Annotated in this window: 22 protein-coding genes; 8 read left to right on the forward strand and 14 right to left on the reverse strand. The window is 52.9% G+C overall.

From position 1 onward, the window contains the following. Positions 1-317 precede the first annotated feature (317 nt). The 4 genes from hemG to pepQ are packed head-to-tail and all read right to left on the reverse strand — an operon-like array spanning position 318 to position 4310. Positions 318-863, reverse strand: coding sequence for a menaquinone-dependent protoporphyrinogen IX dehydrogenase (gene hemG, locus D9736_RS15005; protein ID WP_130209490.1), 546 nt, complete (start codon positions 861-863; stop codon positions 318-320). 11 nt (positions 864-874) lie between these two features. Then, complete coding sequence (trkH, locus tag D9736_RS15010; protein ID WP_000545680.1) at positions 875-2326, reverse strand: Trk system potassium transporter TrkH; 1452 nt, start codon at positions 2324-2326, stop codon at positions 875-877. Between the two features lie 38 nt (positions 2327-2364). Beyond that, positions 2365-2979, reverse strand: coding sequence for an IMPACT family protein (locus tag D9736_RS15015; protein ID WP_001296979.1), 615 nt, complete (start codon positions 2977-2979; stop codon positions 2365-2367). Continuing rightward, positions 2979-4310 (reverse strand): Xaa-Pro dipeptidase, encoded by a 1332-nt coding sequence (gene pepQ / locus D9736_RS15020; protein WP_130219470.1) that lies wholly within the window; start codon positions 4308-4310, stop codon positions 2979-2981. The genes D9736_RS15015 and pepQ overlap by 1 nt, the downstream gene beginning before the upstream one ends. A gap of 189 nt (positions 4311-4499) precedes the next feature. On the opposite strand from pepQ, the gene fadB reads away from it, so the two are divergent. Further along, positions 4500-6689 (forward strand): fatty acid oxidation complex subunit alpha FadB, encoded by a 2190-nt coding sequence (gene fadB, locus D9736_RS15025; RefSeq protein WP_130258625.1) that lies wholly within the window; start codon positions 4500-4502, stop codon positions 6687-6689. Between the two features lie 9 nt (positions 6690-6698). Then, positions 6699-7862 carry an acetyl-CoA C-acyltransferase FadA gene (fadA, locus tag D9736_RS15030; protein ID WP_000438735.1) on the forward strand — a complete coding sequence of 388 codons (1164 nt, stop codon included), beginning with the start codon at positions 6699-6701 and terminating at the stop codon, positions 7860-7862. A gap of 366 nt (positions 7863-8228) precedes the next feature. Here fadA and fre read toward each other — a convergent pair whose 3' ends face one another. Then, positions 8229-8930: an NAD(P)H-flavin reductase gene (gene fre, locus D9736_RS15035; protein ID WP_130209480.1), complete on the reverse strand. Its 702-nt coding sequence runs from the start codon at positions 8928-8930 to the stop codon at positions 8229-8231. 45 nt (positions 8931-8975) lie between these two features. After that, a complete protein-coding gene (gene ubiD / locus D9736_RS15040) occupies positions 8976-10469 on the reverse strand; it encodes a 4-hydroxy-3-polyprenylbenzoate decarboxylase (protein ID WP_000339811.1) in 1494 nt (497 codons plus the stop codon). A 166-nt stretch (positions 10470-10635) separates the two neighbouring features. Here ubiD and rfaH point away from each other — a divergent pair, with 166 nt between their 5' ends. Continuing rightward, on the forward strand, positions 10636-11124 hold the full coding sequence (gene rfaH / locus D9736_RS15045; protein ID WP_130209478.1) for a transcription/translation regulatory transformer protein RfaH: 489 nt from the start codon (positions 10636-10638) through the stop codon (positions 11122-11124). Here the strand turns inward: rfaH and tatD are convergent. From tatD to rmuC, 8 genes are all read right to left on the reverse strand, one after another. After that, entirely contained in the window at positions 11121-11903 is a 783-nt protein-coding gene (gene tatD / locus D9736_RS15050; protein ID WP_130258626.1) for a 3'-5' ssDNA/RNA exonuclease TatD, read from the reverse strand. The genes rfaH and tatD overlap by 4 nt on opposite strands. Before the next feature lie 41 nt (positions 11904-11944). Then, positions 11945-12721 (reverse strand): Sec-independent protein translocase subunit TatC, encoded by a 777-nt coding sequence (gene tatC / locus D9736_RS15055; protein ID WP_000109937.1) that lies wholly within the window; start codon positions 12719-12721, stop codon positions 11945-11947. Between the two features lie 2 nt (positions 12722-12723). Next, on the reverse strand, positions 12724-13239 hold the full coding sequence (tatB, locus tag D9736_RS15060) for a Sec-independent protein translocase protein TatB (protein WP_130209474.1): 516 nt from the start codon (positions 13237-13239) through the stop codon (positions 12724-12726). Between the two features lie 3 nt (positions 13240-13242). Continuing rightward, entirely contained in the window at positions 13243-13512 is a 270-nt protein-coding gene (gene tatA / locus D9736_RS15065; RefSeq protein ID WP_130209472.1) for a Sec-independent protein translocase subunit TatA, read from the reverse strand. A gap of 78 nt (positions 13513-13590) precedes the next feature. Then, positions 13591-15231, reverse strand: a complete 1641-nt coding sequence (gene ubiB / locus D9736_RS15070; protein WP_130258627.1) for a ubiquinone biosynthesis regulatory protein kinase UbiB — start codon at positions 15229-15231, stop codon at positions 13591-13593. After that, positions 15228-15833, reverse strand: coding sequence for a ubiquinone biosynthesis protein UbiJ (ubiJ, locus tag D9736_RS15075; protein WP_130258628.1), 606 nt, complete (start codon positions 15831-15833; stop codon positions 15228-15230). The genes ubiB and ubiJ overlap by 4 nt, the downstream gene beginning before the upstream one ends. A 13-nt stretch (positions 15834-15846) precedes the next feature. Beyond that, a complete protein-coding gene (gene ubiE / locus D9736_RS15080; RefSeq protein ID WP_000227958.1) occupies positions 15847-16602 on the reverse strand; it encodes a bifunctional demethylmenaquinone methyltransferase/2-methoxy-6-polyprenyl-1,4-benzoquinol methylase UbiE in 756 nt (251 codons plus the stop codon). A gap of 94 nt (positions 16603-16696) precedes the next feature. Next, positions 16697-18124, reverse strand: coding sequence for a DNA recombination protein RmuC (rmuC, locus tag D9736_RS15085; RefSeq protein ID WP_130219483.1), 1428 nt, complete (start codon positions 18122-18124; stop codon positions 16697-16699). Positions 18125-18339: 215 nt separating this feature from the next. On the opposite strand from rmuC, the gene D9736_RS15090 reads away from it, so the two are divergent. From D9736_RS15090 to D9736_RS15110, 5 genes are read left to right on the forward strand one after another with little or no spacing between them, the layout of a single operon-like run. Beyond that, positions 18340-19107, forward strand: a complete 768-nt coding sequence (locus D9736_RS15090) for an IclR family transcriptional regulator (protein ID WP_130219485.1) — start codon at positions 18340-18342, stop codon at positions 19105-19107. 23 nt (positions 19108-19130) lie between these two features. Further along, positions 19131-20135, forward strand: coding sequence for a 2-dehydro-3-deoxygalactonokinase (locus D9736_RS15095; protein ID WP_130258629.1), 1005 nt, complete (start codon positions 19131-19133; stop codon positions 20133-20135). Continuing rightward, positions 20125-20754 (forward strand): 2-dehydro-3-deoxy-6-phosphogalactonate aldolase, encoded by a 630-nt coding sequence (locus D9736_RS15100; RefSeq protein WP_130223355.1) that lies wholly within the window; start codon positions 20125-20127, stop codon positions 20752-20754. The genes D9736_RS15095 and D9736_RS15100 overlap by 11 nt, the downstream gene beginning before the upstream one ends. A gap of 24 nt (positions 20755-20778) precedes the next feature. Next, positions 20779-21753 carry a tripartite tricarboxylate transporter substrate binding protein gene (locus D9736_RS15105; protein ID WP_130258630.1) on the forward strand — a complete coding sequence of 325 codons (975 nt, stop codon included), beginning with the start codon at positions 20779-20781 and terminating at the stop codon, positions 21751-21753. A 16-nt stretch (positions 21754-21769) separates the two neighbouring features. Beyond that, positions 21770-22276, forward strand: coding sequence for a tripartite tricarboxylate transporter TctB family protein (locus D9736_RS15110; RefSeq protein WP_130258631.1), 507 nt, complete (start codon positions 21770-21772; stop codon positions 22274-22276). Positions 22277-22285: the final 9 nt, after the last annotated feature.

A 22285-nucleotide genomic window follows, 5' to 3' on the forward strand; every position in this document is an offset into this window, starting at 1 on the left:
TTGGTATTCATTTTTCGTCTTTCGACGTTAAGAATCCGTATCTTCGAGTGCCCACACAGATTGTCTGATAAATTGTTAAAGAGCAGTGTCGCTTCGCTTTTTCTCAGCGGCGCGGGGTGTGCATAATACGCTTTCCCGCTACAGAGTCAAGCATTTTTTTGCTTTTCTCTGCCGGAATTCTCAGGAGAATCCCGCTGACCCGGCGGCGTGTTTGCCGTTGTTCCGTGTCAGTGGTGGCGCATTATAGGGAGTTATTCTGAGCTGACAAGAGGAAATTTAAAATAATTTTCCGAATGCGCGTTTTTTATTCTTTATGCTTATTTCGACGCCGATCTGTTGGTTAATTGAGCTATTTCTCGGGCAAAATTCGCGACCTGCTCCCAATCGGTATAAACAACCTCTTTGCGCGTATCAGTTTCTCCGCCTGACATCTTCATAATCAGCTTGATCATAAAGCGGTCGTACCAACGATAGCGTGGATAACGCAGCGCCCCGGCAATAACGGCACAGCGATCGGGGCGCCATTGTGAACTCATCAGAAACTTTCGTGCGTAGCTGTTGGTCTGCACAGTCCGCTTCTCCGGCTTGCGTGCCACCAGGTTGACGGAGTAAAAGGCGCTCGGCATTGAGTTCAGCCGGGTGGCGTGCTTTTTGACAAATGCCTGGAACGCAGAATGGTAATGACCGTAGCGAATAGAAGCGCCAATCACCACGCGATCGTAGTTTTCCCATTGTGGTTCTTCAATGCGGTGCACATTAGCGACATCCGCCTGGATCCCCAGTTCTTTCAGTTCCGAAGCCAGGTAGGAGGCAATCTCGCGCGTTTGTCCGTCCCTTGTTGAGAAAAGAATTAATGTTTTCACGTATTACTCCATCATTCACGCCAGAAAGTCGGGGTAAAGAGCACCAGCAATGTAAAGACCTCAAGACGACCAAACAGCATGTTGGCAATCAGGATCCATTTAGCCACCGGGTTCATGCTGGTAAAGTTATCAGCAACCACGCCAAGCCCAGGCCCCAGGTTATTCAATGTCGCAACAACCGAGGCAAAGGCAGAAAAGTCATCCACGCCCGTGGCGATTATCGCCAGCATACTGACAATAAACACTAATGCATAGGCGGAGAAAAATCCCCAAACGGCTTCGAGGATACGTTCCGGCAGTGCACGGTTCCCCAGCTTAATGCTGTAGACGGCGTTCGGATGCACCAGTCGTTTCAGCTCACGGTTCCCCTGCTTAAACAGCAGCAGGATGCGGATCACTTTCAGGCCACCGCCCGTTGACCCGGCGCAACCGCCGATAAAAGCTGAACATAAAAGCAACACCGGCAAAAAGAGCGGCCAGCGGGCAATGCTGTCAGTCGTAAACCCGGCGGTTGTCGCCATCGACACCACCTGGAAAAACGCCTGGTTAATTGTCATCAGCGCTGAACTGTAGACATTATGAAACCACAGCACGAGGGTACAAATAACCACCAGCGTAAACTGTACGCCGATAAACATGCGAAATTCCGGATCGCGCCAATAAACCTTCAGACTACGCCCACTTAACAGCGAAAAGTGCAGACCGTAGTTACAGCCGGAGATCAGCAGGAAGATAGCAATGATGGTGTTAATGGTCGGGCTATCGAAATAGCCAACGCTGGCATCATGAGTCGAGAAGCCGCCAATAGCGATTGTCGCAAAGCTATGACCGATGGCATCAAAGGCATCCATTCCAGCAAACCACAGCGCCAGTGCACAGGCGACGGTCAGCAAGACATAAATCAACCACAGGGTTTTCGCCGTTTCCGCAATTCGCGGACGCATTTTGTTATCTTTCAGTGGGCCGGGCATTTCCGCGCGATAGAGCTGCATCCCACCCACGCCGAGGATAGGCAGTATCGCAACCGCCAACACGATGATCCCCATCCCGCCAAACCATTGCAGCATCTGGCGATAAAAGAGGATGGCATGAGGGAGTGAATCCAGCCCCACCAGCGTAGTGGCCCCCGTGGTGGTCAGGCCGGAGAAAGATTCAAAAAACGCATCGGTAATCGTGAGGTTCGGGCTTTCCGAAAAGATAAAAGGGAGCGCACCGACGCTACCCAGCACGGTCCAGAACAGCACCACTATCAGAAACCCCTCACGGGATTTCAGTTCGCCCTTCTCTTTACGGTTCGGCCACCACAGCATAGAGCCAATGGCGAGGGCGACAAAAAAGGTCTGGGTAAAAGCGCGGCCCGCTCCATCCCGGTAGATAAGTGCTACCAGTCCAGGAATAATCATCGTCCCTGAAAATAAGATGACCAGTAGTCCAACGATTCGGGTAATGGCGCGAAAATGCATCTCTGCCGCTTCCTTAGTTCTGCAAAACGAAGTGGGGATTATTCTTCAATCGCTAACAATTGCAATGAACCACGGCTAAAATCCGCCAGCTTTGCGGAAAATTCAGCCACTTTCGCCGCCGGAAGCGCCACCCGCAGCAAAACGAATGCCTGATAATCACTGTTGATAATTTTGCCGTCACACTGCCCCAGCAACGCTTCAATGCCGGTTAACTGACTATATTCACATTGCAAAGTATATTCGGTTAATGGCGTCTTGCGTTGGGTCGTTAGCTGGCGCAGCGCCTGATTCACGCCGCCGCCATACGCTTTCACTAACCCACCAGTGCCAAGCAATATGCCGCCGTAGTAGCGCACCACCACAGCGGTAATTTCCCCGACGCCGCTGCCCATTAGCTGGGCGAGCATCGGTTTACCTGCCGTTCCCGCCGGCTCCCCGTCGTCAGAGAAACCCAGCTGTTGAGAATCGTCCGGCGCACCCGCCACCCACGCCACGCAATGGTGGCGGGCATCGGGGTGTTCTGCCCGCACCGATTCAACAAACGCTTTCGCCGCCTCAACGCCATCGGTATGCGCCAACATCGTTATGAAGCGGCTCTTTTTGATCTCTTCAACGACCGTGACCGGTGCCGCAGGAATTAACCAGCTTTCCATCACGCCAGTTTCAGATCCCGGGTCATGTTTTCCACGCTGTTTTCGTGGATCACCACGTTGTCTTCGATACGAATGCCGCCGAACGGTTTCAGTGCTTCAATTTTCTGCCAGTTGAAGTGTTTGCTGAATTGCCCTTCACGCCACGGTGCCAGCAGCGATTCGATGAAGTAGATACCCGGCTCAATGGTTAACACCATGCCCGGCTGGAGAATACGGGTGCAGCGCAGGTACGGATATTTTGCCGGTGCCGCGAGGTGCGTACCGCTATCATCCTGCATAAAACCGGCTACGTCATGCACCTGCAGGCCCAGCGGATGGCCGATACCGTGCGGCATAAACGGTCCGGTGAGATCGTTTTCGACCATCGCTTCTTCACTCATATCGGTGATGATTTGATGTTTACGCAGCAGTTTGGCGATGCGCTGATGGAACTGGATGTGGTAATCCACATAGCTGACGCCCGCTTTCATGGTGGCGATCAGCGCCAGTTGTTCATCATTTACGTCTTTCACCAGCTGTGCGTAGTCGTTGTCACTTTTTGCCGACCAGGTACGGGTCAGGTCAGCCGCATAGCCGTTATATTCGGCCCCGGCATCCAGCAGGAAGCTGCGCATCTCTTCCGGTGCCTGATGATCCAGTTTGGTGTAATGCAGCACCGAAGCGTGTTCGTTAAGCGCCACAATGTTGCTATAAGGTACGTCGGTATCACGATGACCGGTCGCGGTCAGATAGGCAATGTTGATATCGAACTCGCTCATGCCAGAACGGAACGCTTCTTCTGCCGCGCGATGACCGTTAACCGCCATTTTCTGCGCTTCACGCATACAGGCCAGTTCGTACTCGGTTTTGAAGGAGCGGTAGTAATGCAGGTAGTCGATAACCCCTTTCGGGTTGATGTTGCTGGCCTCAATACCCAGTTGCAGCGCACGTTCCGGCACCGGACCGATATAACCGATATTGCCGCGCGCAGCAGGCAGCAGGCTACCAATGCCATCGGCTTTCGGCAGCGCGATCACTTCCACATCTTCAGTCCAGAAGGAGGTCGGCAGCGGTTCGACGTTGTGCCAGTAATCAACCGGCAGATAGAACCACAGTTTCGGCTTGTTCACGCCATCCACAAGCAACCAGCAGTTTGGCACCTGAGTTACCGGCACCCACGCTTTGAATTGTGGGTTCACTTTAAACGGGTAGGGATGATCGTCGAGAAAAACATTGAACAGCTCGCCGGAGTGAATAAGTAACGCATCCAGCTTGAAGCGCGCCAGCGCATCGCGAGTCCGTTCTTGTAAGGTAGCTATATGATTTTTATAGAGCGAGGCCAGTGATTCCATTTTTTACCCTTCTGTTTTTTTGACCTTAAGTCTCCGCATCTTAGCACATCGTTCATCCAGAGCGTGATTTCTGCCGAGCGTGATCAGATCGGCATTTCTTTAATCTTTTGTTTGCATATTTTTAACACAAAATACACACTTCGATGCATCTGGTACGACCAGATCACCTTGCGGATTCAGGAGACTGACATGCTTTACAAAGGCGACACCCTGTACCTTGACTGGCTGGAAGATGGCATTGCCGAACTGGTATTTGATGCCCCAGGTTCAGTTAATAAACTCGACACTGCGACCGTCGCCAGCCTCGGCGAGGCCATCGGCGTGCTGGAACAGCAATCAGATCTAAAAGGGCTGCTGCTGCGTTCGAACAAAGCAGCCTTTATCGTCGGTGCTGATATCACTGAATTTTTGTCCCTGTTCCTCGTTCCTGAAGAACAGTTAAGCCAGTGGCTGCATTTTGCCAATAGCGTGTTTAATCGCCTGGAAGATCTGCCGGTGCCGACCATTGCTGCCGTCAACGGCTATGCGCTGGGCGGTGGCTGCGAATGCGTGCTGGCGACCGATTATCGTCTGGCGACGCCGGATCTGCGCATCGGTCTGCCGGAAACCAAACTGGGCATCATGCCGGGCTTTGGCGGTTCTGTACGTATGCCACGTATGCTGGGCGCTGACAGTGCGCTGGAAATCATTGCCGCCGGTAAAGATGTCGGCGCGGATCAGGCGCTGAAAATCGGTCTGGTGGATGGCGTAGTCAAAGCAGAAAAACTGATTGAAGGGGCGATGGCGATTTTACGCCAGGCCATTAACGGCGACCTCGACTGGAAAGCGAAACGTCAGCCGAAGCTGGAACCGCTAAAACTGAGCAAGATTGAAGCCACCATGAGCTTCACCATCGCTAAAGGGATGGTCGCACAAACAGCAGGGAAACATTATCCGGCCCCCATCACCGCAGTAAAAACCATTGAAGCTGCGGCCCGTTTTGGTCGTGAAGAAGCATTAAATCTGGAAAACAAAAGTTTTGTCCCGCTGGCGCATACCAACGAAGCCCGCGCACTGGTCGGCATTTTCCTTAACGATCAATATGTAAAAGGCAAAGCGAAGAAACTCACCAAAGACGTTGAAACCCCGAAACAGGCCGCTGTGCTGGGCGCAGGCATTATGGGCGGCGGCATCGCTTACCAGTCTGCGTGGAAAGGCGTGCCGGTTGTCATGAAAGATATTAACGACAAGTCGTTAGCCCTCGGCATGACTGAAGCCGCGAAACTGCTGAACAAGCAGCTTGAGCGCGGCAAGATCGATGGTCTGAAACTGGCTGGCGTGATCTCCACGATCCACCCAACGCTCGACTACGCCGGGTTTGACCGCGTGGATATTGTGGTAGAAGCGGTTGTCGAAAACCCGAAAGTGAAAAAAGCCGTACTGGCAGAAACCGAGCAGAAAGTACGCCCGGATACCGTGCTGGCGTCTAACACTTCAACCATTCCTATCAGCGAACTGGCCAACGCGCTGGAACGCCCGGAAAACTTCTGCGGGATGCACTTCTTTAACCCGGTCCACCGAATGCCGTTGGTGGAAATTATTCGCGGCGAGAAAAGCTCCGACGAAACCATCGCGAAAGTCGTCGCCTGGGCGAGCAAGATGGGCAAAACGCCGATTGTGGTTAACGACTGCCCCGGCTTCTTTGTTAACCGCGTGCTGTTCCCGTATTTCGCCGGTTTCAGCCAGTTGCTGCGCGACGGCGCGGATTTCCGCAAGATCGACAAAGTGATGGAAAAACAGTTTGGCTGGCCGATGGGTCCGGCATACCTGCTGGATGTCGTGGGGATTGATACCGCGCATCATGCCCAGGCTGTCATGGCAGCAGGCTTCCCGCAGCGGATGCAGAAAGATTATCGCGATGCCATCGACGCGCTGTTTGATGCCAACCGCTTTGGTCAGAAGAACGGCCTCGGTTTCTGGCGTTATAAAGAAGACAGCAAAGGTAAGCCGAAGAAAGAAGAAGACGCTGTCGTTGACGATCTGTTGGCAGAAGTCAGCCAGCCGAAGCGCGATTTCAGCGAGGAAGAGATTATCGCCCGCATGATGATCCCGATGGTCAACGAAGTGGTGCGCTGTCTGGAAGAGGGCATTATCGCCACTCCGGCTGAAGCGGATATGGCGCTGGTCTACGGCCTGGGCTTCCCTCCGTTCCACGGCGGCGCGTTCCGCTGGCTGGACACCCTCGGTAGCGCAAAATACCTCGATATGGCACAGCAATATCAGCACCTCGGCCCGCTGTATGAAGTGCCGGAAGGTCTGCGTAATAAAGCGCGTCATAACGAACCGTACTATCCCCCGGTTGAGCCAGCCCGTCCGGTTGGCGACCTGAAAACGGCTTAAGGAGTCACAATGGAACAGGTTGTCATTGTCGATGCAATTCGCACCCCGATGGGCCGTTCGAAGGGCGGTGCTTTTCGTAATGTGCGTGCGGAAGATCTCTCCGCTCATTTAATGCGTAGCCTGCTGGCGCGTAACCCGGCGCTGGAAGCGGCAGCCCTCGACGATATTTACTGGGGCTGTGTGCAGCAGACACTGGAGCAAGGTTTTAACATCGCCCGTAACGCGGCGCTGCTGGCAGAAGTGCCGCACTCTGTCCCGGCGGTTACCGTCAATCGCTTGTGTGGTTCATCCATGCAGGCACTGCATGACGCAGCACGAATGATCATGACTGGCGATGCACAGGCATGTCTGGTTGGCGGCGTGGAGCATATGGGCCATGTGCCGATGAGTCACGGCGTCGATTTTCACCCCGGCCTGAGCCGCAATGTCGCCAAAGCAGCGGGCATGATGGGCTTAACGGCAGAAATGCTGGCGCGTATGCACGGTATCAGCCGTGAAATGCAGGATGCCTTTGCCGCGCGGTCACACGCCCGCGCCTGGGCCGCCACGCAGTCGGGCGCATTTAAAAATGAAATCATCCCAACCGGTGGTCACGATGCCGACGGCGTCCTGAAGCAGTTTAATTACGACGAAGTGATTCGCCCGGAAACCACCGTGGAAGCCCTCGCCACGCTGCGTCCGGCGTTTGATCCAGTAAACGGTACGGTAACGGCGGGCACATCTTCTGCACTTTCCGATGGTGCCGCGGCCATGCTGGTGATGAGTGAAAGCCGCGCCCATGAATTAGGTCTTAAGCCGCGCGCCCGCGTACGTTCGATGGCGGTCGTTGGTTGTGATCCGTCGATTATGGGTTACGGCCCGGTTCCGGCCTCGAAGCTGGCGCTGAAAAAAGCGGGACTTTCTGCCAGCGATATCGGCGTGTTTGAAATGAACGAAGCCTTTGCCGCGCAGATCCTGCCGTGCATTAAAGATCTCGGGTTAATGGAGCAGATTGACGAGAAGATCAACCTCAACGGTGGCGCGATCGCGCTGGGTCATCCGCTGGGTTGTTCCGGTGCGCGTATCAGTACCACGCTGCTGAATCTGATGGAGCGCAAAGACGTCCAGTTTGGTCTGGCGACGATGTGTATCGGTCTGGGTCAGGGTATTGCAACGGTGTTTGAGCGGGTTTAAACACTTGCCGGATGCGGTGTAAACGCCTTATCCGGCCTACGGTCCAGGACTATTGTAGGCACGATAAGACACGCCAGCGTCGCATCGGGCATTGTTTGCCGGATGCGGCGTAAACGCCTTATCCGGCCTACGGTTCAGGACTATTTGTAGGCACGATAAGACGCGTCAGCGTCGCATCAGGCATTGTTTGCCGGATGCGGCGTAAACGCCTTATCCGGCCTACGGTTCAGGACTATTTGTAGGCACGATAAGACACGTCAGCGTCGCATCAGGCATTGTTTGCCGGATGCAACATAGATCCAAATGCCACTGTATAAAGTTTTAGTTGCCGTTCTTCCCGCCTGTCAGGGGCGGGTTTTTTATGGCTTAGATAAACGCAAACGCATCGCCAAACAGGCGATCTTCCCGCGCATTACGCTCATTGCAGAACAGGTCACGGGCGATTTTCGCCATCTCAAAGCGGCCAGCGATATAGATATCATGCTCCGCCAGCGTACCGTGATCCTGCAATACCGCCGTTAACACGGTGCCAGTACGTCCACGCCAGCCCGCTTCTGGTTGTTCAACCACCGGCACCACACGCAAACCAGGATGCTTCAGAGAAAGCGCCTCAAGCTCGGACAGATCATAAAGGTGTTGCTCTTCACGCCCGCCCCAGTAAATGGTGATATCGCGATTGGGATTACGTGCCAGCGCTGTCAGCAAAATCGAGCGCGCATAAGAGAATCCCGTGCCGCCCGCAATCAGAATCATCGGACGTTCTTCATCATCGCGCAGCCACGCTTCACCGTGGGGAATATCCACCACGATTTGATGATCTTTAAGGATGCGATCCATAACGGCTTTCGCGTAAAGGTTGATTTCAGAAGCGCCAATGTGCAACTCAATGAAACCTTGTTCATTCGGCGTCGAAGCCATTGAAAACGGGCGTTTGTCGCGCTCGTCCATCACCACCATCAAATACTGACCAGCACGAAAAGAAAAGGCCGCGTCTGGCACGATGCGGACACGATATACGGTATCCGTGATAGCTTCTACCGAGGTCACTTTACAGCTTAAGGTTGTCATGCGCTTTCTCTGTCGGATCGATAAATAGGGCAAAACAAACGCGCATCAGGCGCTTTTACCGTTGTTAAAAATAGCCAGTTCATCCCAGATAGCGTCAATATGCGCGACAACATCTGGATCTTTTTTGATGGGACGCCCCCATTCACGCTGGGTTTCCCCTGGCCATTTATTCGTGGCATCCAGCCCCATTTTTGAACCCAGCCCGGAGACGGGCGAGGCAAAATCCAGATAATCAATGGGCGTATTTTCTACCAGAACAGTATCCCGCGCCGGGTCCATACGGGTGGTAATCGCCCAAATCACATCGTTCCAGTCGCGTGCGTTGACATCATCATCGCAGACGATCACGAACTTAGTGTACATAAACTGGCGTAAGAATGACCAGACCCCCATCATGACGCGCTTCGCATGTCCGGCGTACTGTTTTTTGATTGTCACTACCGCCAGGCGATAAGAACAGCCTTCCGGCGGCAGGTAAAAATCGACAATTTCCGGGAACTGTTTTTGCAGAATCGGCACGAACACTTCGTTCAACGCCACGCCCAGTACCGCAGGTTCATCTGGCGGACGCCCGGTATAGGTGGAATGGTAAATCGCATCTTCACGCTGGGTAATATGCGTCACGGTAAATACCGGGAAACTATCGACTTCGTTATAGTAACCGGTGTGGTCGCCATACGGCCCTTCCGGCGCCGTTTCGCCTTGTTCGATATACCCTTCAAGCACAATCTCCGCACTGGCGGGCACTTCAAGGTCATTGGAGATACACTTCACCACTTCGGTCTTGGTGCCGCGCAGCAATCCGGCAAAGGCGTATTCCGACAATGTATCCGGGACTGGCGTCACTGCACCGAGAATCGTGGCGGGATCGGCCCCCAGCGCCACAGAAACCGGGAAACGTTCGCCCGGATGCGCCACACACCACTCCTGATAATCCAGCGCGCCGCCGCGATGCGACAGCCAGCGCATAATCAGTTTGTTTTTACCAATCAGCTGCTGGCGATAAATGCCCAGATTCTGCCGCTCTTTATGCGGGCCGCGCGTCACGGTCAGCCCCCAGGTAATTAGCGGCGCGGCGTCTTCCGGCCAGCAGGTCATAATGGGAATGCGGTTAAGATCGACGTCATCACCAGAGACGATTTTTTGTTGGCAAGGCGCACCACGCAATCGCTTTGTCGGCATGTTTAACACCTGCTTAAACTGCGGCAGTTTATCAAACAGGTCGCGGAAACCTTTTGGCGGCTCCGGCTCTTTCAGAAACGCCAATAATTTACCGACTTCACGCAGCGCCGAAACATCTTCCTGGCCCATGCCCATCGCCACGCGCTTTGGCGTACCAAACAGGTTGCACAGCACCGGCATCGAATAACCTTTGGGGTTTTCAAACAACAACGCAGGTCCACCGGCACGCAGAGTGCGGTCAGCAATTTCAGTGATTTCCAGATGCGGATCCACCGGGAGCGTGATACGTTTTAGCTCACCCTGCTGTTCAAGCAGCGTCAGGAAGTCGCGTAAATCGTTATATTTCATGGCGTCCATTGTAGCCTCTTAATCTTCGCCCATTATACGGCGTTCATCTTCGCGATGCTGTAAATTTGTTAAATTAGCGTGAACTCTGACGGCATAACGCAAACCGGGGAATATAATTAACTTAGCGTAAAGCTTTTGCTATCCTTGCGCCCCGATTAAACGGATAAGAGTCATTATGCAATCCTGGTATTTACTGTACTGCAAGCGCGGGCAACTTCAACGTGCCCAAGAACACCTCGAAAGACAGGCGGTGAATTGCCTGGCGCCGATGATCACCCTGGAAAAAATCGTGCGAGGCAAACGTACCGCAGTCAGTGAACCATTGTTCCCCAACTACCTGTTTGTGGAATTTGACCCGGAAGTGATTCATACCACAACCATCAGTGCTACCCGCGGCGTCAGTCACTTTGTGCGCTTTGGCGCATCGCCGGCGATAGTCCCATCTGCGGTTATTCATCAACTGTCGGTGTATAAACCGGAAGACATTGTTGATCCGGCGACGCCCTATCCTGGTGATAAGGTGATTATCACCGAAGGCGCTTTCGAAGGTTTTCAGGCTATTTTCACCGAACCCGACGGCGAGGCTCGCTCTATGCTATTGCTTAATCTTATCAATAAAGAGATTAAGCACAGTGTGAAGAACACCGAGTTCCGCAAACTCTAGAACGCAATCCCAAACAGTGTTTTGACATTGGCATCCGTGGTGGCAGCCAGCCATGCGGCATCTTCCCCACGCCAGTGTGCAATACGTTGCAAAATATGGGGCAGATAGGCTGGCTCATTACGCCGTGACGATGGCTTCGGCGTGAGATCGCGCGGAAGCAAATACGGTGCGTCTGTTTCAAGCAGCAATTGCTCCGCCGGAATAAATGGCAACAGTTCTCGCAGCTCCAGCCCGCGTCGTTCATCGCAAACCCAACCGGTAATGCCGATATAAATTCCACGCGCCACGCACGCCTGCATCTCTTCGCGTGTGCCGGTAAAACAGTGCAACACCGCGCCAGGCAGTTTATCCAGCCACGGCTCCAGCAACGTCATAAACCGCTCGTGGGCATCACGGCAGTGCATAAATACCGGCATGTTTAACTTTGCGGCAATACGTAACTGGGCAACAAAAGCGCGTTCCTGCTCTTCCGGCGTCGAAAAGTTGCGGTTAAAGTCGAGACCACATTCACCAATCGCCACCACTTCTGGCTGCGCGGCCAGCTCAATAATCGCTTCTTCAGTCGCAGCTTGCCACTGGCTGCTGTCGTGAGGATGTACGCCCGCCGTTGACCAACAGGACGAATACTGACGCGCCAGCTTTTGCGCCTGCTGGCTTTCACGCAGGTTAGTGCCGGTGATGAGTAACCCATTAACTCCCGCGTCAAAAGCGCGCGCTACAACATCATCACGGTCTTTCGCAAATTGCGAACTGGTCAAATTAACGCCGATATCAAACATCCTGCACTCCATATGACAACCGCCCTGACGGGCGGTTGAATTTATTCTTCAGTTTTTTCGCTTTCTGCTTCAGCGTCGTTTTCCTCTTCCCGATTTCGCCCTTTACCAACGTAAAAGCGTGAGAAGAAGACACCGATTTCAAACAGACAGTACATCGGGATCGCCAACAGCGTTTGCGAGAAGACATCCGGCGGCGTCAGAAGCATCCCGACGACGAATGCGCCAACCAGCACATACGGACGTTTTTTGCGTAAGTCTTCTGGCGAGGTAATCCCCATCCAGCACAGCAGCACAATCGCCACAGGCACTTCAAAGGAGATACCAAACGCCATAAACAGCGCCATCACGAAGCTCAAATAGCTGGCAATGTCGGTGGATACCTGCACCCCTTCAGGCGCGGTATTGGCAAGGAAACCAAACGCTAGCGGGAAGACCACGAAATAAGCGAACGCCATGCCGATATAAAACAGCAGAGAGCTGGAAACCAGCAGCGGCACCACCAGGCGACGTTCGTGCTTATAGAGTGCAGGAGCGATAAATGCCCACACCTGATAGAGAATCACCGGCGCTGACAGAATCAGCGACACCATAAAGGTCAGCTTGATTGGCGTAAAGAACGGCGAGGCCACATCGGTGGCGATCATCGTTGAACCTTGCGGCAACTGCTTGATCAATGGCGCGGATACCAGGTGATAGATGTCATTGGCGAAATAGACCAGACACAGGAATATCACGATCACCGCGATAATGCAGTTCAGCAGACGCTTACGCAGCTCAATCAGATGCGTGATAAGCGGTTGAGTATCTTCTACAGACATGTTTACGGTTTATCACTCGACGAAGGGGAATGTGCAGCGGTTTTCGGTTCAGCGTCCGCAGCAGGTTTTACCACCGGCTCTGGCGTGGTTTCTGGCTTCTGTTCCGGCGAACTGGCCTGCGTTTGTGCAGCGGCAGGCGTGACGCCTTCATGCGCAGCCTCATTGTCTTTCACCACCGGGTTATGAATGGTGTGCGCTTCATCGCTCGCCTTTTCAGGGTCATTCGCAACGTAGGAACGCTTCATCGACTCCGCGGCCTGGCGCAGTTCATCCATTGACGCTTTCAGTTCAGGCGTCAGGTTGGTGAGACTCGCCTTTTCAACCTTTTTCAGGCTGTCCTGAAACTCCTGGAGTTTTAACTCCTGGGTCAGTTCGTTTTGCACCGTTGTTGCCAGTGAACGCAACGCACGAATCCAGCCCGCTACCGTTTTTACCGCCACAGGCAGTCGTTGCGGCCCCAGAACGACGAGGCCGATGATGAACACCAATAGCAGTTCGCTAAAACCGATATCAAACACGGATTACACCTGCTCTTTATCGTGGCGCTTTGCGTCTTCTGTTTTAGCCTGTTCCTGATTCGCATCCGCCTGCTTATCGGCGATAGTTTTCGCAGTAAAATCAGCATCCTGACTGGTTTTATCCTGCTTTGGTTCATCATCGCTCATTGCTTTTTTAAAGCCTTTGATCGACGCACCAAGATCGGAACCGATGGAGCCGAGCTTTTTGGTGCCAAAAAGCAGTACAACGATGACGGCAATAATCAATAACTGCCAAATACTGATACCACCCATACATGTTCCTCTGTGGTAGATGATGATTAAACAAGGCCGCATTATACGTTACACGGCCCGCCTTGAGCGATGAAAAAATCAGCGTGTTTTGCACCAACCGACAAACCAGGCGATCAGACCGGTCGCCATTAACCAGCCGGGCATCAGCCCCCATTCCGGTCGGCTGACCAACAAGAATGTGCCGCTTAATACTAACGTCGCACCAATCCCCAATAAATAACGAGATTGTCCCTGACGCACATGATTCGACTGTAACTCGCGCGCAATCTTATCAACACTATGCTGTAAATACTTGCCCTGGCGCAAACTGTCATAAACCAATTCAGGCAGTTCTGGCATTTTTTCGATCCAGAACGGCGCTTTTTCCTTAAATGCTCTCACCAGCGCGGGAATACCGACCTGATCTTTAATCCACGATTCAAGGAAAGGTTTTGCAGTTTTCCATAAATCGAGCTGCGGATAAAGCTGCCGTCCTACCCCTTCGATATAGAGCAAGGTTTTCTGAAGTAACACCAGTTGCGGCTGCACTTCCATATTGAAGCGACGCGCCGTATTAAACAGATTTAACAGCACATGTCCAAACGAAATTTCGGCCAGCGGTTTCTCAAAGATAGGTTCGCAAACGGTACGAATGGCAAATTCGAACTCTTCAACGTTGGTATCTGGCGGTACCCAGCCTGAATCGACATGCAGCTCTGCCACTTTGCGATAGTCGCGGTTAAAGAAGGCGATAAAGTTTTCCGCCAGATAACGTTTATCTTCCTTGTTTAGCGAGCCGACTATCCCGCAATCAATGCCGATATATTTCGGGTTTTCCGGGTGTTCATAGCTTACGAAGATGTTGCCTGGATGCATATCGGCATGGAAAAAGCTGTCACGGAAAACCTGGGTGAAGAACACCTGCACACCGCGTTCCGCCAACAATTTCATGTTAGTGCCGTTTTTCTCCAGCGCCGCAACATCAGAAACGGGAATGCCGTAAATGCGCTCCATCACCATCATCCCTTCGCTGCAATAGTCAGGGTAAACTTCCGGGATGTAGAGCATCGGGCTGTCTTCAAAATTGCGTCGTAACTGAATGGCGTTGGCAGATTCCCGCAGCAAATTCAGTTCATCAATCAAGGTCTTTTCGTACTCACGCACCACTTCAGTTGGGCGCAGACGGCGGCCATCCGGCAGCAAACGCGGCACCCAACGAGCCAGACGGTAGATAAGTTTCAGGTCCGCTTTAATCACCGGCAAAATGTCCGGACGGATGACTTTAATTACCACATCTTTGCCATTCGATTTCAATCGCGCGGTATGAACCTGGGCGATAGAGGCCGACGCGAGCGGCTCGATTTCAAAATCGTCAAACCACGCCTCCACCGGCAAGCCGCCCATTGCAGCTTCAATCTGCTGCTTTGCCAGTCTGCCATCAAACGGTGCGACTTTGTCCTGCAATAACGCCAGCTGATCGGCAATATGCGGTGGGAAAAGGTCGCGACGGGTAGACAACATCTGCCCGAACTTGATCCATACTGGCCCCAGCTCTTGCAGCGCCAGTCGCAGTCGCTCACCTAACGGTTTTTCTTTATGTCGGTTCGGCATCCAGAAGAGCGTGTATCGCCATAGCCGCAGCGGCAGGGTGATACGCATGTTGGGGATCAGTTCATCAAGTCCGTAGCTTAGAAAGGTGCGAATGATGAAATATAGGCGCCGTACTTCACCTGGCGTCATTTAGCCTCCAGTTTTTCCAGCCGTTTGGTCAGGGCATCAACAGCACGCTCGACGGCAGCCGTCTCTTCCGCAAACCAGGCCACTTCAAGCGGACCTGGCGCCATACGCCACTCTTCGGTGATAGCTTCCGCCACGTAACGTTGCTGGCGTTTAATACCATGATGCAGGAATTTCGCACCGCCGCGCAGGGCTTTGCTGATTCCTTCAGCGGCGATATCACCGGTATAAGGGGCCAGCAGTTCCGCAGGGTCGAACTCTGCCAGATCTGCCAGCGCAACGAAATTCTGTACCACCTGAATATCGCCCTGCACTTCCAGCTCACCGCTACGAATTAGTGCGGCAAGCTGCTGGCGGTCACGAAGTTTCGGCAACACGCTGGCGTAGGCGATAACGGTGCAATCAGCATCGCCAGACCATTCGCCCAGCACATCGACCTGGCGTTCACTAAACACCAGAATTAGCGACGTCGAAAAGCCTTTTACCTCCACGCGCAATACTTTACCCAGCAGACGCGAGCGGGCTATTTTCAGCGCGGGTGAGCGATACAGGAAAGTGTTGAGCAGACTTTCAATTCCTGCCGTCACTAAAGGTTTAAAAGGCATAGTCGTACTCCTGTCAGAACTTATAACCACGATGCAGCGCCACAACGCCAGCCGTCAGGTTGTAATAATCGACACTTTCGAATCCGGCATCCTGCATCATGGCTTTCAGCGTATCCTGATCGGGATGCATACGGATGGATTCGGCCAGATAGCGGTAGCTGTCGGCATCGTTCGCCACCAGCGAACCAATACGTGGCAGCACATGGAAGGAGTAAGCGTCATAGGCTTTGCTTAACGGTTCGATAATCGGCTTCGAGAACTCAAGCACCAGCAGGCGGCCGCCCGGTTTCAGCACGCGATACATCGAACGCAGTGCTTTATCTTTGTCGGTAACGTTACGCAGACCAAACGAAATGGTGATGCAATCAAAGGTGTTATCCGGGAACGGCAGCGCCTCTGCGTTCGCCTGAACATACTCAACGTTGCCAATCACACCGATATTACGCAACTTCTCGCGGCCCATTTTGAGCATGGATTCATTGATATCGGCGAGGACCACTTTGCCAGTCTCACCGACCAGGCGGGAGAATTTTGCCGTCAGGTCGCCGGTGCCGCCAGCCAGATCCAGCACGGTCTGCCCACGGCGTACGCCGCTGCAATCGATCGTGAATCGCTTCCACAAACGATGAATACCAAATGACATCAAATCATTCATGACATCATATTTCGATGCCACGGAATGGAAAACGTGGGCGACCATATCCGCTTTTTGTTCTTTCGCGACGGTCTGAAAACCAAAGTGCGTCGTTTCTTGTGACTTATCCACCATCTCAATGCCTGCTCATCAAAAAATTGTTCCAGAAGTGTAACAGATTGGGCGTCGATGCCCTAGATTTCTACCCGGCTTAACTACCCCTAATGGGCTAGCGCGACTGCTGATTATATTCATCATCGCGTTGATAAGCTTCATCATTCGGCTGCCCCGGAACCGACCGCAGTCGATACTCTTCATCCTGGCTCACCGCCTGTTCAGCCAAGTCCGGATTAATCTCGCGTTTAATTTCTACCCCTAAACCGCGAAACGCTTCTGCCTGCGCCAGCACATTTCCGCGACCTGAAGAGAGTTTTTTCATCGCCTGGCGATAGTTATCCTGCGCTTTGTCCAGACTTTGACCAATCGCGGACATATCATCAATAAACAGACGCATCTTGTCGTACAGCTTGCTGGCACGATCGGCGATTTGCTGGGCGTTACGGCTTTGATGCTCATAACGCCACAGGTTGGCGATAGTACGCAACGCCACCAGCAGCGTGGTGGGGCTAACCAGCATGATGTTGTTCTTTAACGCTTCGGTGATCAGCTCCGGCTGGCGATCAAGCGCCAGTAAAAACGCTGGCTCAACGGGAATAAACATCAGCACGTAATCCAGCGTTCGTAGCCCCGGCAGCTGTTGATAGTCTTTGCGCCCAAGCAAGCGGATGTGATTACGTACCGAAGCAATATGCTCCTGCAATGCGCTTTCACGTGTGTAGTCGTCTTCCGCGTTGAAGTAGCGTTCATAGGCGACCAGCGTCATTTTTGCATCGATCACCACATCTTTCCCCTGCGGTAGCCGCACGATGACATCCGGCTGCATCCGCGAGCGAGCGTCATTTTCAATGCTTACCTGGGTTTCGTATTCATATCCTTCACGCAGTCCGGAAGCCTCCAGCACCCGCGTCAATACCACTTCACCCCAGTTCCCCTGGGTTTTGTTATCGCCTTTCAGCGCGCGCGTCAGGTTGATCGCTTCCTGGGCCATTTGCGCGTTGAGTTGCTGTAGATTACGAATTTCGTGGGTCAGGGTATGGCGTTCTTGTGCTTCTTTACCAAAGCTGTCCTGTACCTGTCGGCGAAAACCATCCAGTTGTTCACGCAGCGGCGATAGCAGGTTGTTCAGACTCTGGCGATTTTGTTCATCTACACGGCGATTACTGTGCTCAAAAATACGGTTGGCGAGGTTTTCAAACTGCTCGCTCAAACGCTGCTCGCTGTTAATCATCTGGCGAATTTTATCGTCAGCATGTTGCTGTGCAGCTTCCATCCGCGTGGTTACTTCACGCAGATCTGCCTCCAGCGAGGTGTTAATACTTTGCAGACTACGCACTTCGTTATTGAGCAATTCACACTCTGCACGCCAGTGCTCACTTTGGGTAATTTGTTGTTTTGCCGCACTTAACTCCGCGACCATCTCTTCACGTTCAGCTAATTGCTCGGCTTTTTGCTGCGCATGTTGATAACTGGCAAACAGCCAACCGATGGCCACACTGACCAGCGCAATAATGGCATAAACAATGATTGAGAAATCCACAAAGCCTCCTGACGCAACAACTTACCCGCACAAAATAGAATTGTGCTGTACAAACGTCCAGTTTGAAAGGTATTTCCTGCGAGGCGCTACGCAAAACGATCGTTTATTTTGCTTATTTTATCCCACAATATGAGACTAAGTTTATATTGTGGGATGCATCACCTTTTCCCCACTTTATTCTGTGAAACACTCGGCAATATCCTCAGGAGACACCTATGGCAGAAACCTCTTCAACCACCGCTGGCGCACAAACGTTATTACGCGGACTGGCTGTTATTAATGCTGTTTATAACGGTTGCCATGACCTGAAAAGTATCGGCGAGTTCACCGGCACGACGCGGAGTACAACCCATCGTTTAGTCTCTGTTTTGGTGGAGCAACGCTATCTGCGCCATGTCCCAACTCAGGGCTACCAACTGGGCGCCAAACTGATCGAACTCGGTGCCAGAGCGCTGGAAAGCACTTCATTGTATGAAGTTGCACAGCCCGTTTTGCAGCGTCTGGCCCGTTACACCCTGGACACCGTGCATCTGGGTATCGTTGAAAGCAACGAAGTGCTGTATCTGGAGAAAATCAACGGTCAGCGCGGGCTGGAGATGCGCTCACGTCCTGGGCATCGCATGCCTCTGGCGATTACGGGAATCGGTAAGGCGTTGATCCTCAACCGAACAGAAGAAGAGTGGCGCACACTATTTTTGACTTGTGGTGATGAAACAAAACTGGGCGCATTTATACAAAACATGCGCCGTTATGCCGCCAGTGGTTTTGCTTTTGATCTGGAAGAGAACGAGCCCACTATCCGTTGCATTGCAGCGCCGATTTACAACGCCCGGAATGAAATTGTGGCGGCCATTTCTGTCGCCAGTACCACCACGTATATGTCGCTGGCGCGCCTGGAAGAACTGGCACCTTACGTCAAATCCTGTGCAGAAGAGATCTCCGCTGAACTGGGCTGGGGTAAGCATGTCCGCAAAGATAATTAAACCATGATTAAAGGAAACGGCTAATGTCGGGAAATACCTCATTTATTGCCCTGGACTGGGGAACGTCATCGCTTCGGGCATGGCGTTTTGGTGACTCACCAGATCCACAAGAAAAACGTGAATTCCCCTGGGGGATCATGAAATTACCCTCCCAGGCAGCAACACGTGAGGACGCTTTCCACGATACATTTTTGCGTGTCTGTGGCGACTGGCTGGCACAAACCTCATGCCCGGTTCTGGCTTGCGGCATGCTCGGCAGTGCGCAAGGGTGGCAACCAGCAGCTTATTTACCTTGCCCGGTCACTCTCGATGGACTGGCGAAGCAACTGACGCCGGTTATCCACCAGCAGCAGACAATGCTGCACATCATTCCCGGCGTGATTAAAGAAGGTGAAATGCCCGAAGTGATGCGTGGCGAAGAGACACAAATCTTCGGTGCCATCGCAATGGAACCTGCCCTGCAAGACGCAATCCGTAAGGGTGTGCCGGTGCTGATTGGCTTACCTGGCACTCATGCGAAATGGGCGGTGGTTGAAAACAACACCATTACCGATTTCCGAACCTTTATGACGGGCGAGTTATTTGATGTTTTATCCCGCCATTCTATTCTTGGCGCCACCATGCGTTCGGGAGATGAACCTCACTGGGATGCCTTCGCCCAAGGACTGACAGCGGCACTGGAGCATCATCAGATCGGATTATTATCGACGCTGTTTTCGACCCGTTCGCGCTTACTGACCGATAATCTTACGCCGTCCTCACAGGGCGATTATCTTTCCGGATTACTGATAGGCCATGAATTATGTGGTCTGGCATCCAGCTTGCTGCGTGATTTACCTGCCACAACGCCGATCGCCTTAATCGGTAGCGCCACCCTGAACAGCCGCTATTCACGGGCGTTCAGCTACGTTTTTCCCGACAGACAGCTTCACGCCATTCCTAATGCCACTGAACAGGGATTATGGCGAATCGCCCACGCTGCCGGGTTACTCTCCACCAACGCCAGGGAATGTACTCATGCCATTTAATACTCTTTTGCAAAAAACCGGGTTAGTCGCCATTTTACGCGGCGTGAAACCGGATGAGATTGTCGCCATCGGTGAAAAGCTGTACGCCGCCGGATTCCGCCTGATTGAGATTCCCATGAACTCGCCGGAGCCGTTGCAAAGTATCAGTCTACTGCGCGACGCCCTGCCTAAGGACTGCCTGGTCGGAGCCGGAACTGTGCTTTCAGTAGAGCAGGTGGTCGCGGTTAAAGAGGCTGGAGGCCAGATTATCGTGATGCCGCATTGCGATACTGCGGTGATCCGTCGCGCCCGTGCGCTGGGTATGTATTGCGCGCCTGGCGTCGCTACGCCCACCGAAGCCTTTGCTGCCATTGAACATGGCGCCAATGCCATCAAGCTGTTTCCGGCCGAACAAATTACACCAGAAGTCACCAAAGCCTGGCGTGCGGTTATTCCGCAATCCGTTCCGATGTTACCGGTTGGCGGTATCACACCGGAAACAATGGCGCGTTATCTGAGCCACGGCGCAAACGGCTTTGGCCTCGGTTCTGCGCTATATCGCCCCGGCATGACGCCAGAGCAGGTCTATGAAAATGCAGTGCTGTTTATGAACGCATGGAACAATTTAAATAGCAACTAACTGATAAATAAGGATATAAAAGCAATGATAAAACATCTTACCTTACCGAAAAAAATGGCTGCGATGGTACTTCTTGCAGGTGCTGCCCTCAGCACTGCGCCTGTACAGGCGGCTTCCTACCCAACCAAACAGATCGAGTTAGTCGTACCCTACGCGGCAGGAGGCGGTACGGACCTGGTTGCCCGAGCCTTTGCTGATGCCGCCAAAAACCATTTACCCGTCAGCATCGGGGTTATCAATAAACCTGGCGGTGGCGGCGCAATCGGCCTGAGTGAAATCGCCGCTGCCCGCCCTAACGGTTACAAAATCGGTTTAGGCACGGTTGAACTGACCACCCTTCCCAGCCTCGGAATGGTGCGTTTTAAAACCAGCGACTTCAAACCCATCGCCCGTCTGAATGCGGATCCGGCGGCTATCACCGTCCGTGCTGATGCGCCGTGGAATAGCTATGACGAATTTATGACTTACGCCAAAGCGAATCCCGGAAAAGTACGCATTGGTAACTCAGGCACCGGGGCTATCTGGCATCTGGCGGCGGCTGCACTGGAAGACAAAACGGGCGCGAAGTTTTCTCATGTCCCCTATGACGGCGCAGCCCCTGCCATTACAGGCCTGTTAGGCGGGCACATTGAAGCGGTTTCCGTAAGCCCTGGTGAAGTTATCAACCATGTGAAAGGCGGCAAGCTGAAGACACTGGTGGTGATGGCGGATGAGCGAATGAAAACCATGCCTGACGTCCCGACGTTAAAAGAGAAAGGCGTTGATCTCTCCATTGGCACCTGGCGCGGTCTGATTGTGTCGCAAAAAACGCCGCAGGATGTGGTGGATGTTCTGGCGAAGGCAGCAAAAGAGACGGCTGAAGAGCCTGCATTCCAGGATGCACTGCAAAAGTTGAATCTCAACTATGCATGGCTTGATGGCGCCAGCTTCCAGACCCAAATCAGCGAGCAGGAAAAGTACTTTGACGAGTTGCTGACTCGCCTGGGCCTGAAAAAATAAACCTGAGGTACGGTCGATGAACACAAAACAGTCTGTTGCTCAGCTCGCCGTACCGCACCGCAAGCGCCTTTCATCCACTGTGGTGGTGGCGCTGTTACTTTGTGTGGTTGCTGGCGCGGTGATGATTAATGCCGCTGATTTTCCAGCAACTGCCATTGAAACGGATCCCGGTGCAAGTGCCTTCCCTACCTTCTATGCCTGCGCCCTGATTGTGCTCGCTGTCTTGCTGGTGATACGCGATCTTTTGCTGGCAAAAGCAGAATCTTGCGCCAACGCACAGGAAAAACCGGCATTCAGGAAAACGGCAACGGGAATTGCGGCAACCGCGTTTTATATTGTGGCAATGAGCTACTGCGGTTATCTCATTACTACTCCTGTTTTCCTCATCGTCATTATGACGTTGATGGGCTACAGGCGATGGGTACTCACACCGGGTATTGCGCTGCTGTTAACGGCAATCCTCTGGTTGCTGTTCGTCGAAGCGTTACAGGTGCCATTGCCTGTCGGCACATTTTTCGAATAACAGGGGCCA

It is taken from the genome of Escherichia sp. E10V10 (assembly GCF_004211985.1).
Taxonomy (GTDB): Bacteria; Pseudomonadota; Gammaproteobacteria; order Enterobacterales; family Enterobacteriaceae; genus Escherichia.